Source organism: Nocardia rhizosphaerihabitans, assembly GCF_014646295.1.
In the GTDB taxonomy this organism is placed as follows: domain Bacteria; phylum Actinomycetota; class Actinomycetes; order Mycobacteriales; family Mycobacteriaceae; genus Nocardia; species Nocardia rhizosphaerihabitans.
The window spans coordinates 709478-722721 of record NZ_BMNE01000002.1 but is presented as its reverse complement, the minus strand read 5'-3'; the positions used below and the strand labels follow the sequence as shown (position 1 = coordinate 722721).

Genomic DNA, 13244 nt, shown 5'->3' with positions numbered 1-13244 from the left:
CCCCCGAGGGTGTGCAGAAACCCACCAAGGTGACTCGACTACCTCGACATCCTGGGCTCAGCGACCGACGCCCACAGCCGTCCCTCGCAGGTCGAGGTGCTGACCGGCCCGTCGACCGAGTTCGAGAACGACGATTTCGCCGCAGGTGGCGACGGCATCCACTGCATCACCCAGCAGGAACCCGCTGCGCCACCCCGGCGGATTCGCCGCCCCCCGGCCCCTACGGCGAGGAACCGTGCCGCAACGCCGTACCCAGATCCTGGAAGCCGCCGAACGCCTCACCGCCCTGGTCGAAGGCCTCAGCGAACGCCGGCACAGCGGCTCTCTCGACCTGTTCCGAGCCCGCGAACTCCTCGCCGGCGCAATCCAACTCGAAGTGGGCTAGCCCGATTCATCTCCGGCGCAACGGATTACAGCGCCTGGGCGCCGGGTTCCAGCAACCGCTTCGGATGCATGCCGTCGACTTGACCGATGAACGGCGGATGGATGCTGTAGCCGAGCATGCGCCGAAGATCTTCGGACACCCGGCGTGCGGTGTCCCGGGTGGTCGACAGCGTGAATGCCTCCTGGGGCCGCAGCCACGGCTCACAGTATTGCGCGGTGACCGCCAAGCGCGACCGATCGCTTCGGTTGGCGCCACCGCCGTGCCACAACGTGCCGAGGAAGAACACGCACGAACCCGCCGACATCACCACGGGCTCGCGGTCGGATTCCGCGGGCAGCCGATCGCCCCACCGGTGACTGCCCGCGATGATGTCGGTGGCGCCGTTGTCGGCGGTGAAGTCGTCGATCGCCCAGATCGTGGCCGCCCCGAGCGCGGCACGCGGTCGCGGAATCGGGTAGAAGCCGTCGTCGGTGTGCAGCATCTGCGCCTGCTCACCGGGCAGGATGTTGATCACCTGCAGCATCGACAGCAGGTAGTTGGGCAGGAACAGCCGATCGAGCAGGGCCAGCACTCGCGGATGGTCGGCGATGCGGTCACAGCTGGCCGTCTTGTTCAGCACGCTGTACACCCGCTGGGTGGTGTGGCCCTCGAACTGATTGCGCCCGTGCCGATCCAGCAGCGGCCGCACCGATTCGCGGATGTCGTCCAGCTCGTCCGGCGTGAGCAGGTCCGGCAGGATGACGTACCCGTCGCGCAGCACCGCGGCCAGGTCCGCCTCGGCGAGCGCCGGATCGACGGTCGTCCCACTGCTCACGGTCCGCCGATACGTACCGGCCAGATCGCCACCCAAATCGGTCAACGACGACACTTCGCTGCTCACGGCGACTCCTAGAACATAACTGAGTTCTGTTATGTTTCGAATATGGCACGCGCCCCGATCGGACGTCAACAACTATTCACCGCCGCACGCGAGGAACTGGTCCGCGGCAACGGCGTGCTGGAACTGAGCGCGCTCACCCGCAGGGCGAAGCTGAGCACCGGCGCGCTCTACCACCACTTCGGCTCGAAGAGCGGACTTCTCGCCGCGATCTACGACGGCTTCTACGACGGCCTCCGCCACGCCATCGCCGACGCCCACCTCCCCGCCGACGCCGACTGGAGCACCCGCGAACGCGAACGCACCCGCCTCTTCGTCGCCTACCACTTCGCCGACCCGCTGGCCCCCATCCTGCTGACCCGCGCCGCCCTCGACCCCGACCTCGCCGAACTCGAAGCCGTCCACATCGAGACCATGAGCGCCATGGCCGCCGACAACATCCGCCACGGCCAAGCCCTCGGCCAGCTCCCCGCCGACCTCGACCCCGCCAGCGCAGGCGCCTATGTCATCGGCGGCCTACGCCACGGCATCGCCCAGCAACTGAAGTCGACGCCCCCCGCCGACCAGCAACAAGCAACCGCCCGCCTCTGGCACCTGACCGCCTCGGCCCTCGGAATCGCCTGACCGGAAACGCGCGGCGCCAGGGCCTATCGCCTGACCTGATCCCAGAGCCGCAAGTACACCTCCGCGCCGTGGAAGACGTCGGTCATGATCTCGGGGCCGCCGAGGACGCGGACCGCTTCGAGCCAGTCGGCGTAGGTTCCATAGGTCGCGGTGCCGTCGGTGTTGATGTCGAACGTCCGATCGCCCCAGCGTTCCCGGTGAAAGGTCACCCGTCCGTCGTGCGAGAGGAAGGGGTATCGGATGGTATCGGGGCCCAGCGGGGCACCCTGACCGGCGATCCCGTTCATGTCGGAGCCGAAGCCGAAGCCGAAATCCCCTGCGGGCCGCGGCAATACGCGAGCTTCGCGCCAGGCCTGCACGAAGCTCTGCGGTCCGCCCGCATAGGGAGTGGCGAAACCACCTGCGGCGTACACACGTTCGGTGGTTTTCGACGAGTCCCAGCCATGCGAGGACAGCACGCCCGGGTAGTCACGCCTTTCGATGATGGTCATGACTTCGTCGGCCGTGGCCTCGCTCAGGTGATCGATCTCGATGAGGAAGCCGTGATCGATCATCTTGTCGATCAGGTACGCGCCCAGATCGGTGAGTCCGCGTGCGTTGCAGTGCGATCCCGCCGGATACAGCGGCAGCGGTGCGCCGCCGAGCAGTGGGCCGGTGAGATTGGCGAGGAACTGGTTGATGTGGCCGGCGATGGGCACCGAGGGCTGGGTGCTGTCGTGTTCGGGGCCGGGGCAGGGCTGGACGTTCCAGAATGTGCCGGTCTGCATGAAGTTGCCCGCGTTCACCAGCAGGCCGGTGACATCGTGGTCCATTTTCGTGCCACCGAAGGCGTTGTCGAATTTGTGGACGGGAAAGAAGCTGCTGACACCGATGCGCCGGAGTTCGGCCAGCCAGTGGTCCACGTCGGCCCTGGTGCATTCGGGTTGCCCGAGAAACACGCCGCACCCCATCGGGTCGGACAACTCCATACCGAGGACAACGGCGAGTTTGCCGGACGCGGCAACCCGCCGCGCTTCGGCCGGTTCGGTGACGATCCGGAAGAAGCCCTGCCCCGGGCCGCCCGACTGGGCATCGATGTAGTCCTGCAGCGCGCGCAGGCTGTCGGCCTGGATGCGCACGGAATCCATATCGTCGCAGGGGTTTCGGCGGTCGGTCATCATCGCGCACAGCGATTCGTTGTCCACCAGGTCGACCGTCATCACGCGCAGACCCGCCTTCCACGAGCGCTCGATGCTGGTCCAGTAGGCGCCTTCGGCGGTGAGCACGGAGGGTTTCGGCCAGTCGCGGAAGCTGGGCCAGCCGCGAGTGTCGGAGCCTTGGAACGGTGCACCGTAGTCGAGGAAGTCGGCGATCAGACCATTGGTGCCGGTGCGGTATTGCGCGCAATCGGGCAGCGCGTAGGTCACCCCGTAGGGATGCCAGGGGCGGCCGCAGTGGAAGTTGCCGCCCATGAACTCGTAGGCGGTGATGTGCGCGTGCGCGTCGATGGTGCCCACGATCGAGCCGTCGGCGCCGACGCCGGGACCCGGCGTTCCCTCCGCGCCGGTCTGCGCCTCGGGGAAATCCGCGCAACCGCTGTCCGGGACGAAGGTGGCGGGCGTGCTGGTCTGGGTCGCGCCGTTGGCGAGGATGAATCCGCCGGCGCCGGTGCCGTCCACCTTCCACACGGCGGCGGCGGACGGGGTCTTCGCGGGGCCGATCACCCCTTCCGAGACCGCGAGCACCTCGCGCTGTCGCCCATAGAGCAGATATTCGCCGAGCGCCGACGCACGCATCCGATACGGGCCTGACGCCGGGGCCAGCGGCCCGGCCGGGGTGTCGATCCGGTAGCAGCCGTTGACCAGCGAATAGCGAGTCTGCTCGGCGGCGGGGTCCGCCGCGACGGACCCTGGACCCGGCCCGGCGAGACCCGCTGCCAGCACGGCGACGGCGAGCACCAGCAGGGATTTCGATCGCGCTTGACCCGCGTGGGGGAGGTTGGAACGCAAGGCTTCTCATTTCTGAACTAGCTCTATTTCACAATGACCTCACGCCAAAATACTATGGAGCATAGTTTTTCGTGGCCGGTTCTCAGACCGTGATGAAGCACACCATCGCCGCGCTCAGCCCGACCGCGACGACCGCCGCGGCAGGCGCGAGCAACATCGTCACGACAAGCATCGTGGTCGCCGTGCGGCGTGCGGCCGAACGGGATTCCGGCGCCGCCGCCAGACATTCCAGACGCATCGGCAGCGACTCGTCGATCAACCTCAGCCGAGCCGTCGGCATGGCCGACTCGTGCGCGGCGACGGTGTGCAGCGCGGAATGGAGAGCCTGCGGGTCGGTCGAGGCCGCGGCCGCGCGGTCGGCGGCGAATTCGACCAGGGTGGTCACCGCGGCCGGCGCCGCGGCGAACAGCGGAATCCACGAAAAGGCCTGGGCGAGGACTTGACAGACGCCGAGAATGTGGTGATGGAACCAGCGCAGATGCGCGTGTTCGTGAGCCAGGACAGCGCGCCACTGCGCCTCGGTGAGACAGCGCTCCAGCCCGTCGGTGACCACGACATAGCCGCCGCGCCCGGCGACGCTGTAGGCCAGCGGAACCGGATGGTCGAGCCGCACCAGTCTCGCGCCCGCGGCATCGACGCGGCCCACGATCTCGACCAGTTCCCGGTGCCTGCGGCGCAGCGCGGCCCCGCGTCCACGGTGTCCGACGACGATGCGCGCCAACTGCCCGGTCGGCACGATCATGCCGATCACCGCGACCGGCATGATCAACCCCGCCGTCCAGGTGACGACGACCGGCTCGACCGCGGCCAAGCTCTCGACCAGCCTGCCCGCCAACACATTTCCCGGTGGATCACCCGGCCACGCCAACGCGATCAACGCCAGCACGCCACACCCGGCCGTGGCGGCGACCGCGCCGAGCCAGGCAGCCATCCCGACCACCGGGGCGGCGGTGAAATCGGCTCGCGACAGTACCGCTGGAGCGAGCACCGCCAGTGCGACACCCGCGGCCAGCAGCGCGGTGATGAGGATCATGGGCCGTGCGCATCGTCGGAGAGCCCCCGGCGCAGCGCGTCGACCTCGCGCGCGCTGGCGGTGCGCACCAGGTGCAACAGCACCGCGGGGGCATCCGGACTGGCATCCAGGATCTCGCGCAGCAGATCAGTGGTCGCCTCGGCGCGAGTCCGGGTCGGCCGGTACCGGTAGGAACGACCGACCTTCTCCCGCCGGACCCAGTTCTTCTCCCACAGGTGCGTCACCACCGTCAGCACCGTGGTGTACGCGGGTGTCCGCTCGCCGTTGTCCAGGCGATCGACCAGATCGTGCACCGACAACGCGTCCGGCTCCTCCCACAGCACAGCCATCACCTGGCTCTCGAGCGCCCCGAGCCCCTTCATCGCTCCCCCATTCGGGATGTCACCTCCCGGCGACGTCACCACGCCAAATGCCGGACGCCCAATCTACTATGCGACATAGTTTTCCGGGTCGACATCACCGAGGAGCCGGAGCCCGTGCCGCCCGCGATGTTCACGCGGACAACTGGTCTCGCGAGCGACTACACGTTGAAGCGGAACTCGACGACGTCGCCGTCCGCCATGACGTAGTCCTTGCCTTCCATGCGGACCTTGCCCGCGGCCTTGGCTGCTGCCATGGAACCGGCGTCGACCAGGTCGTTGTAGGCGACGAGTTCGGCCTTGATGAAGCCGCGTTCGAAGTCGGTGTGGATGACGCCTGCGGCCTTGGGGGCCGTGTCGCCCTGGTGGATGGTCCAGGCTCGGGCTTCCTTGGGGCCTGCGGTGAGGTAGGTCTGCAGGCCGAGGGTGTGGAAACCGGCGCGGGCCAGGGCGTGCAGGCCGGGTTCGGTCTGGCCGATGGACTCGAGGAGTTCGAGAGCGGACTCGTCGTCGAGTTCCAGGAGTTCGGCTTCGACCTTGGCGTCGAGGAAGACGGCGTCGGCGGGGGCGACGGCGGCCTTGAGTTCGGCGACCTTGGCCTCGTCGGTGAGGATCGACTCGTCGGCGTTGAAGACGTAGAGGAACGGCTTGATGGTGAGCAGCGAGAGTTCGCGCAGCAGTTCGGCGTCGATCTTCTTGCCCGCCGCGAAGAGGGTGGTGCCCGCGTCGAGGAATTCCTGGGCAGTCTTGGCGGCGTCGAGCAGGGGCTTGCGGTCCTTCTTGACCTTGGCTTCCTTCTCGAGGCGCGGGATGGCCTTCTCGAGGGTCTGCAGGTCGGCGAGGATGAGCTCGGTCTCGATGACCTCGATGTCGGCGGTGGGATCGACGCGACCGTCGACGTGCACCACGTCGTCGTCGGCGAACACGCGCACCACCTGGCAGATAGCGTCGGCCTCACGGATGTTGGCCAGGAACTTGTTGCCCAGGCCCGCGCCCTCGGAGGCGCCCTTCACGATGCCCGCGATGTCGACGAACGACACGACGGCGGGCACGATCTTCTCGGAACCGAAGATCTCGGCCAGCTTGTTCAGGCGCGGGTCCGGCAGCGGGACCACGCCGACGTTGGGCTCGATGGTCGCGAACGGGTAGTTCGCGGCCAGCACGTCGTTCTTGGTCAGCGCGTTGAACAGCGTCGACTTTCCGACGTTGGGCAGGCCGACGATTCCGAGGGTGAGGCTCACGAGGAGCAGAGTCTACGCGGTGCGGCCTGCCGCCGAACCACCGGAACCCGCCCCGCACAGGCAGGGCGGGCCGACGGTGATCACGGAACCAGGACGACCTTGCCCAGGTTGACGCGCTGCTCGATGACCGCGTGCGCGGCCGCGGCGTCGTCGAGCGAGAACTCGGCGTGCACGACCGGGTGCAGCAGGCCGGAAGCGTAGAACTGCCAAACCTCCTGGCGCAGGTCCTCGTAGCGGGCGGGGTCGCGCTGGGCGAGGCGGCCGATGCGGAAACCGGACAGCGTCTTGCCGCCTGCCAGCAGGTCCTCGGTGTCGATGAGTCCGCCGCCGGTGCCGTAGGTGACGACCCGGCCGCCCTCGGCGAGCGCGCCGATCGCCGCACCGAGACCGGTGCCGCCGACGCCGTCGAGGGCGAAGTCGGCCTGCTTGGCGGCCTGCAGCCGGTCGTAGGTGACGACCTCGTCGGCGCCGAGGCCGCGCACGAAATCGGCCTTGGTCTCGTCGGACACCGCGGCGACGACCCAGCCCGCACCGCGGACGCGGGCCAGCTGCACGGCCAGGTGGCCGACGCCACCGGCGGCAGCGGTGATCAGGGCGGTCTCGCCCTCGCGCGGTGCGGCGGTGTCGAGCGCGCCGAGCGCGACCAGACCGCTGCGCATCAACGCGACCGCGTCGACCGCGGAGGCGCCGTCGGGAATCGCGGACGCCTGATCGGCGGGCAGCACGACGTACTCGGCGTAGGCGTCGGCGCACAGGCCGACGACTCGGTAACCTTCCGCGTATCCGTCCACCCCGTCACCGACCGCGACGACCTCACCGGCCACCTCGGCCCGCAACTCCTGCGGACCACTGATCCGCCGGATCGCCGACAGGGTGACCCCGACAGCCTCGACCTTGACCAGTAGTTCACCGGGACCGGCCACCGGCACCTCGGCCGCGACGACCTCCAGCACCTCCGGACCACCGCTGCGCTCGTACCGAACTCGCCGCATGACACCTCCTGAGATTGGGCGAAGGCGCAACGGTAACCGGACGAGTGCGCGTAACCACAGCTCACGGACCTGTGAGTGCTAAATCTCACCGCCGTGCGCTGGGCACGGAGAGCACCTTCACAGAATGGTTACCCCGCAGGGGCACCCGGGACGCGTGCGTCACGCCACACCGTCACGACCGTCCTCGAGCCCTGGTCGCCGCGGCCGTCTCCGGCGTAGCGTGACCGTATGGAGGCGACCACGGAGGTGGTGACCGCGGCCCCCGCGCCGATATTGGCGGCATTCATCGACCGCTATATCGGCTACCGGCTCGCGGGATTCGAACCCGGCCTGCACCGGGGCCTGCCGTCACGGCACATGACCTTCATCGTCGCCATCGGCCCCACGATCGACGTCGTCGAGCAGACCGATCCGCACCAGGCCCCCGGCAACTACCGCTGCGTGCTGAGCGGGTTGCAGGCTACCCCGGCGATGATCGCGCACACCGGCTTCCAGGAAGGCGTCGCGATCGAACTGACTCCGCTGGGCAGCCGGGTCCTGTTCGGGATGCCCGCGAGCGAACTGTGGGACATGTCGATCGAATGTGCCGATGCCAGTGGACCGTTGGGCGATCAACTCGCCGATGCCGTGCAGTCGCAACCGGATTGGCCCGGCCGCTTCGCCGCCTGCGATCGCGCGCTGACCGCGGCCGCGCGCTCCGAAGCCCTCGCCGGCCCCGAACTCACCTGGGCCTGGCGCACGCTGGTCGGCACCGGCGGCACCTGCGAGATCACCCCGCTGGCCGAGCGGATCGGTTGGAGCCGCCAGCACCTGACCCGCAAGTTCACCGCCGAGTTCGGCGCTAGCCCGAAACTGGCGGCGCGGATCATCCGCTTCGAACGGGCGCGCCGGATGCTCGCGAACACGCCGTCCTATGTCTCCATCGCCCAGGTCGCCGCCGCCTGCGGCTACTACGACCAGGCGCACCTGAACCGCGACTTCGCCGAGCTCGCCGGCTGCGCACCGACGACCTGGCTGGCCGAGGAGATTCCATCCGTCCAAGACCCGAACGCCCCCGCGGCGGAAGGCTGAAGACATGGACACTTCCACCAATACCCAGACCACCGTGTGGCCCTGCCTCGCCTTCGACGACGCTCGCGCCATGATCGAATTCCTCACCACCGCCTTCGGTTTCGAAGTCGCGGCGGTCTACGCCAGAGAGGACGACGCCTCGGTCGTCGAACACGGCGAACTGCGCTGGCCCGCGGGCGGGGGCATCATGTTCGGCTCCACCGGCCGCGACGACAGTCCCTTCGGCACCCGACCGGCCGGCGTCGCCTCGCTCTACCTGGTCACCGACGAACCCGATGCCCTGCACGATCGCGCGGTCGCGGCGGGCGCCCGCGTCATTCGCGGCCTGCGCGACGAGGACTACGGCTCCCGCGGTTTCAGCGCCGCCGACCCCGAAGGCAACCTCTGGAGCTTCGGCACCTACCGCGGCGAATGAGCGCCTGAACAAAATTTCATAATGGCCGCGGACGTGTGTGATCCTGTCCGGCGCGCTGGGCCGATCGGCTACGTTGTCGATGTTTCACCCCAAGGCTCTGCGCGTTATACCAGGAGAGTTGACTGATGGCGACCATCGAATATCTGCGGACCGACCCGGACTTGCCTCCGGTCGGTGTCGTCGATCGCACGCCGATCACGCCCGCCAAGAAGGCCGTGTTCGCGGGGATCGCCGTGCTCGGCGCCATCGCGTGGGCGATCCTCGCGTTCGTGCGCGGTGAGTCGGTCAACGCGGTGTGGATCGTCATCGCGGCGGTCTGTACCTACATCATCGCGTACCGGTTCTACGCGCGGTTCATCGAATGGAAGATCACCAAGCCGCGCGACGACGTCGCCACGCCTGCCGAGATCTACGACAACGGCAAAGATTTCATGCCGATGGACCGGCGGGTGCTCTACGGTCACCACTTCGCCGCCATCGCGGGCGCCGGGCCGCTGGTCGGCCCGGTGCTCGCCGCGCAGATGGGTTACCTGCCCGGCACGATCTGGATCGTGGTCGGCGTCGTGTTCGCCGGCGCGGTGCAGGACTACCTGGTGCTGTGGGCATCCACGCGCAGGCGCGGCCGCAGCCTCGGGCAGATGGCCCGCGACGAGCTGGGCGCGGTCGGCGGTGTCGCCGCGATCGTGGCGATCCTGGCCATCATGACGATCCTGCTCGCGGTGCTCGCGCTGGTCGTCGTCAACGCCCTCGGCGAGAGCCCGTGGGGCGTGTTCTCCATCGCCATGACCATCCCGATCGCCCTGTTCATGGGCGTCTACCTGCGGTTCCTGCGCCCCGGCAAGGTCGGCGAGGTCTCCGCGATCGGCATCGTGCTGCTGCTGGCGGCGATCGTCGGCGGCGGCTGGGTGTCCGAAACCGAGTGGGGCGCAGACTGGTTCACCCTCTCGCGCACCACCATCGCCTGGTGCCTGATCGCCTACGGCTTCTTCGCCTCGGTGCTGCCGGTGTGGCTGCTGCTCGCCCCGCGCGACTACCTGTCGACATTCATGAAGGTCGGCACCATCGTGCTGCTGGCGGCGGGCATCCTGATCACCATGCCGGTGCTGAAGGCGCCCGCGGTCTCCGAATTCGCGCACACCGGAACGGGTCCCGCGTTCGCGGGCAGCCTGTTCCCGTTCCTGTTCATCACCATCGCCTGTGGTGCGCTGTCGGGCTTCCACGCGCTGGTGTCCTCGGGGACGACGCCCAAGCTGCTGGCCAAGGAATCCAATGCCAGGATGATCGGCTACGGCGGCATGCTGATGGAGTCGTTCGTCGCGGTGATGGCGATCATCACGGCCTCGATCATCGATCAGCACCTGTACTTCGGCATGAACGCGCCGCTCGGTCTCACCGGCGGCACCCCGGAAAAGGCTGCGGCCTATACCAATACGCTCGGCCTGTCCGGCCCGCCCGCGACGCCGGAGCTGTTCGCCGACGCGGCCTCCGATGTGGGTGAGAACTCGATCATCTCGCGCACCGGTGGCGCGCCGACCCTGGCGGTCGGCATCTCCGAGGTCTTCCACAAGTTCCTCGGCGGCGAGTCGATGAAGGCGTTCTGGTACCACTTCGCGATCATGTTCGAGGCGCTGTTCATCCTCACCACGATCGACGCGGGCACCCGTGTCGCGCGGTTCCTGGTCTCGGACGCGCTGGGCAACTTCGGCGGCGGGTTCAAGAAGTTCCGTGATCCGTCCTGGCGGGTCGGCGCGTGGGTGTGCTCGCTGCTGGTCGTCGCCGGCTGGGGCGGCGTGCTGCTGATGGGCGTCAACGATCCGTTCGGCGGCATCAACGCGCTCTACCCGCTGTTCGGTATCGCCAACCAGCTGCTCGCCGCGATCGCGCTGACCGTCGTGCTGACGATCATCGTCAAGCGCGGGCAGTGGAAGTGGGCGTGGATTCCGGGTGTTCCGCTGGCGTGGGATCTGCTTGTCACGATGACCGCGTCGTGGCAGAAGATCTTCTCCGACGATCCCAAGCTCGGCTACTGGAAGCAGCACAGCCTGTGCCAGGCCGCCAAGGATGCGGGAAAGGGCTGTCTGACGGCGAAGACACCCGAGCAGGTCGACATCGCGATCCGCAACACCTTCATCCAGGGCACGCTCTCGATCGTGTTCGCGGTGCTGGTGCTGATCGTCACCGTGGTCGGCGCGATCGTGTGCGCGCGGGCGATCCGTTCGGGCACGGTGTCGAGCTCCGAGACCGAGGAGCAGCCGTCGAAGATCTTCGCGCCCAGCGGTTTTGTCGCCACCGCCGCGGAGAAGGACGTGCAGAAGGAGTGGGATGTGCTGATCGCCGAGGGCAAGGTGACCGCGCCCGGATCGGCGCACGTGTCGTGAGTGCGTCGCGGGAGATGGACGGCCGGTTCGTCGGATCGGCTGTCCACTCCCCTGCGGCCACGACGCGGGCACTGTTGTCGCGGCTGTGGGCGGGCGTGCGCGGGGTCGCCCGGTGGTACAGCGCGATCAACGGCGGGCAGGACTACCAGCGCTACGTCGACCATCTGCGCCGCACTCACCCCGGCTGCCCGGTGCCGAGTGAGCGCCAGTACTGGCGCGACCGCTACGACGAGGCCGAGCGAAACCCGACGACCCGCTGCTGCTGAGAGTCGCCGACGTGTCGGTGGTGCACGCCGCAATGCCGACCGGGCGACCTCATCGGCGACGAAATTCCGTCGCGGAGCCTCGGGGATAAGTGGCCGATTTCCGCTAGCACCCCGATCGGGATGCGGGCATTGTGGTACCCGTGACGATCACGGCGATGGACTTCGAGCGCTGCTACCGAGCGGTGTCGACCCGGGACTCCCGCTTCGACGGGCAGTTCTTCACAGCGGTGCGCACGACCGGTATCTACTGCAGGCCCTCGTGCCCGGCGATCACGCCCAAACGCGCCAACGTCTCGTTCTTACCGACCGCGGCGGCGGCGCAGCAGGCCGGGTATCGCGCCTGCCGCCGGTGCCTGCCGGACGCCGCGCCCGGGTCGCCGCTGTGGAATGTGCGGGCCGATCTGGCCGCGCGGGCCATGCGGTTGATCGGGGACGGGGTGATCGAGCGCGGTGGCGTTCCGGCGCTGGCCGCGACGTTGGGCTATTCGCAGCGTCAGCTCACCCGGGTGCTCACCACCGAACTCGGCGCGGGCCCGCTCGCGCTGGCCAGGGCGCATCGCGCGCACACCGCGCGGCTGCTCATCCAGACCACCGAGATGCCGATGTCCGACATCGCCTTCGCGGCCGGGTTCGCGAGTATCCGCCAGTTCAACGACACCGTCCGCGAGGTCTTCGCGGTGAGCCCGACGACCATGCGGACCGAATCACGACGTTCCCCGCGCTCGGATGTCGTCGCCCCGGCCACGCCCGGCCTGCTGACCTTGCGGCTGCCGTACCGGGAGCCACTCGACACCGGCTGGCTGGCCTGGTTCCTCTCGGCGCACACCGTGCCGGGCATGGAGATCTGGGAAGACGGCGTCTACACGCGCAGCCTGCGCACGCCGCACGGGCACGCGACGATCCGGCTGTCGTTCCAGCCGGGACATGTGCGGGCCGAGCTGGCGCTGCGCGACATGCGTGATCTCGCGCCGACGGTGGCGCGGGTGCGGCATCTGCTGGATCTGGACGCCGATCCGCAAGGCATCGACGACGCGCTGGGAATCGGCGATCCTGACCCGGCCGGGTTCACGCCGGGCATTCGCGTTCCCGGCTGCCTCGACGGTCCGGAGTTGTTGCTGCGCACCATGATCGGCCAGCAGATCTCGGTGCAGGCGGCGGCCACCCACACGGCGCGGTTGGTGGCGGCACTCGGCGAGCGGATCGACGGGGCGGTGCCCCAGCTGTTCCCGACGCCGTCGGTGATCGCGGAGCGCGGCGCCGAGGTGCTCACCGGACCGGCGCGACGCATCGCCGCCGTCGTCGCGGCCGCGCGGGCGATCGCCGACGGAGAACTGGCCCTGCACACCGGCCGTACCGCGGCCGACCTGCGCCGCGACCTGCTCGCGCTCGACGGGGTAGGGCCGTGGACCGCCGACTACGTGACCATGCGGCTGCTCGCCGATCCCGACATCCTGCTCGGCACCGACCTGGTGGTCCGCCAGGGCGCGACGCTGACCGGCATCGAACTCGACAACACCACCAGGTGGGCGCCGTGGCGTTCCTACCTGTCCATGCATCTGTGGAAGCGGGCGCTCGCGCATCGCGGCGCCGTGCTCGTCCACGTGTGAACCTTCGA

General features: G+C 68.7%; 13 protein-coding genes. 7 read left to right on the top strand and 6 right to left on the bottom strand.

Translation table 11 applies throughout. From position 1 onward, the window contains the following. The first annotated feature begins 235 nt into the window (after positions 1 to 235). Positions 236 to 385 (top strand): hypothetical protein, encoded by a 150-nt coding sequence (locus IEY60_RS09755; protein ID WP_229739677.1) that lies wholly within the window; start codon positions 236 to 238, stop codon positions 383 to 385. 25 nt (positions 386 to 410) lie between these two features. Here the strand turns inward: IEY60_RS09755 and IEY60_RS09750 are convergent, their stop codons facing one another. Beyond that, complete coding sequence (locus IEY60_RS09750) at positions 411 to 1265, bottom strand: phytanoyl-CoA dioxygenase family protein (RefSeq protein ID WP_189026270.1); 855 nt, start codon at positions 1263 to 1265, stop codon at positions 411 to 413. A gap of 42 nt (positions 1266 to 1307) precedes the next feature. On the opposite strand from IEY60_RS09750, the gene IEY60_RS09745 reads away from it, so the two are divergent. Beyond that, positions 1308 to 1886, top strand: coding sequence for a TetR/AcrR family transcriptional regulator (locus IEY60_RS09745; RefSeq protein WP_189026268.1), 579 nt, complete (start codon positions 1308 to 1310; stop codon positions 1884 to 1886). Between the two features lie 23 nt (positions 1887 to 1909). Here IEY60_RS09745 and IEY60_RS09740 read toward each other — a convergent pair whose 3' ends face one another. From IEY60_RS09740 to IEY60_RS09720, 5 genes are all read right to left on the bottom strand, one after another. Then, a complete protein-coding gene (locus IEY60_RS09740; protein ID WP_189026266.1) occupies positions 1910 to 3874 on the bottom strand; it encodes an amidohydrolase family protein in 1965 nt (654 codons plus the stop codon). Positions 3875 to 3956: 82 nt separating this feature from the next. After that, the gene (locus IEY60_RS09735; RefSeq protein ID WP_189026264.1) at positions 3957 to 4907 is read right to left on the bottom strand and encodes a M56 family metallopeptidase; all 951 of its coding nucleotides are present in this window, start codon (positions 4905 to 4907) and stop codon (positions 3957 to 3959) included. Continuing rightward, entirely contained in the window at positions 4904 to 5269 is a 366-nt protein-coding gene (locus tag IEY60_RS09730) for a BlaI/MecI/CopY family transcriptional regulator (RefSeq protein WP_189026262.1), read from the bottom strand. The genes IEY60_RS09735 and IEY60_RS09730 overlap by 4 nt, the downstream gene beginning before the upstream one ends. Before the next feature lie 158 nt (positions 5270 to 5427). Next, a complete protein-coding gene (gene ychF / locus IEY60_RS09725) occupies positions 5428 to 6507 on the bottom strand; it encodes a redox-regulated ATPase YchF (protein WP_189026260.1) in 1080 nt (359 codons plus the stop codon). Between the two features lie 80 nt (positions 6508 to 6587). Continuing rightward, positions 6588 to 7499: a quinone oxidoreductase family protein gene (locus IEY60_RS09720; protein ID WP_189026258.1), complete on the bottom strand. Its 912-nt coding sequence runs from the start codon at positions 7497 to 7499 to the stop codon at positions 6588 to 6590. A 228-nt stretch (positions 7500 to 7727) separates the two neighbouring features. Between IEY60_RS09720 and IEY60_RS09715 the strand changes: the two genes are divergently transcribed. From IEY60_RS09715 to IEY60_RS09695, 5 genes are all read left to right on the top strand, one after another. Then, on the top strand, positions 7728 to 8570 hold the full coding sequence (locus IEY60_RS09715) for an AraC family transcriptional regulator (protein WP_189026256.1): 843 nt from the start codon (positions 7728 to 7730) through the stop codon (positions 8568 to 8570). Between the two features lie 4 nt (positions 8571 to 8574). Next, positions 8575 to 8985: a VOC family protein gene (locus IEY60_RS09710; RefSeq protein WP_189026254.1), complete on the top strand. Its 411-nt coding sequence runs from the start codon at positions 8575 to 8577 to the stop codon at positions 8983 to 8985. Between the two features lie 125 nt (positions 8986 to 9110). Beyond that, positions 9111 to 11363, top strand: a complete 2253-nt coding sequence (locus IEY60_RS09705) for a carbon starvation CstA family protein (RefSeq protein WP_189026251.1) — start codon at positions 9111 to 9113, stop codon at positions 11361 to 11363. A gap of 95 nt (positions 11364 to 11458) precedes the next feature. Further along, a complete protein-coding gene (locus IEY60_RS09700; protein WP_189027450.1) occupies positions 11459 to 11629 on the top strand; it encodes a YbdD/YjiX family protein in 171 nt (56 codons plus the stop codon). Positions 11630 to 11784: 155 nt separating this feature from the next. Beyond that, positions 11785 to 13236: a DNA-3-methyladenine glycosylase 2 family protein gene (locus tag IEY60_RS09695; RefSeq protein WP_189027448.1), complete on the top strand. Its 1452-nt coding sequence runs from the start codon at positions 11785 to 11787 to the stop codon at positions 13234 to 13236. Positions 13237 to 13244 lie beyond the last annotated feature (8 nt).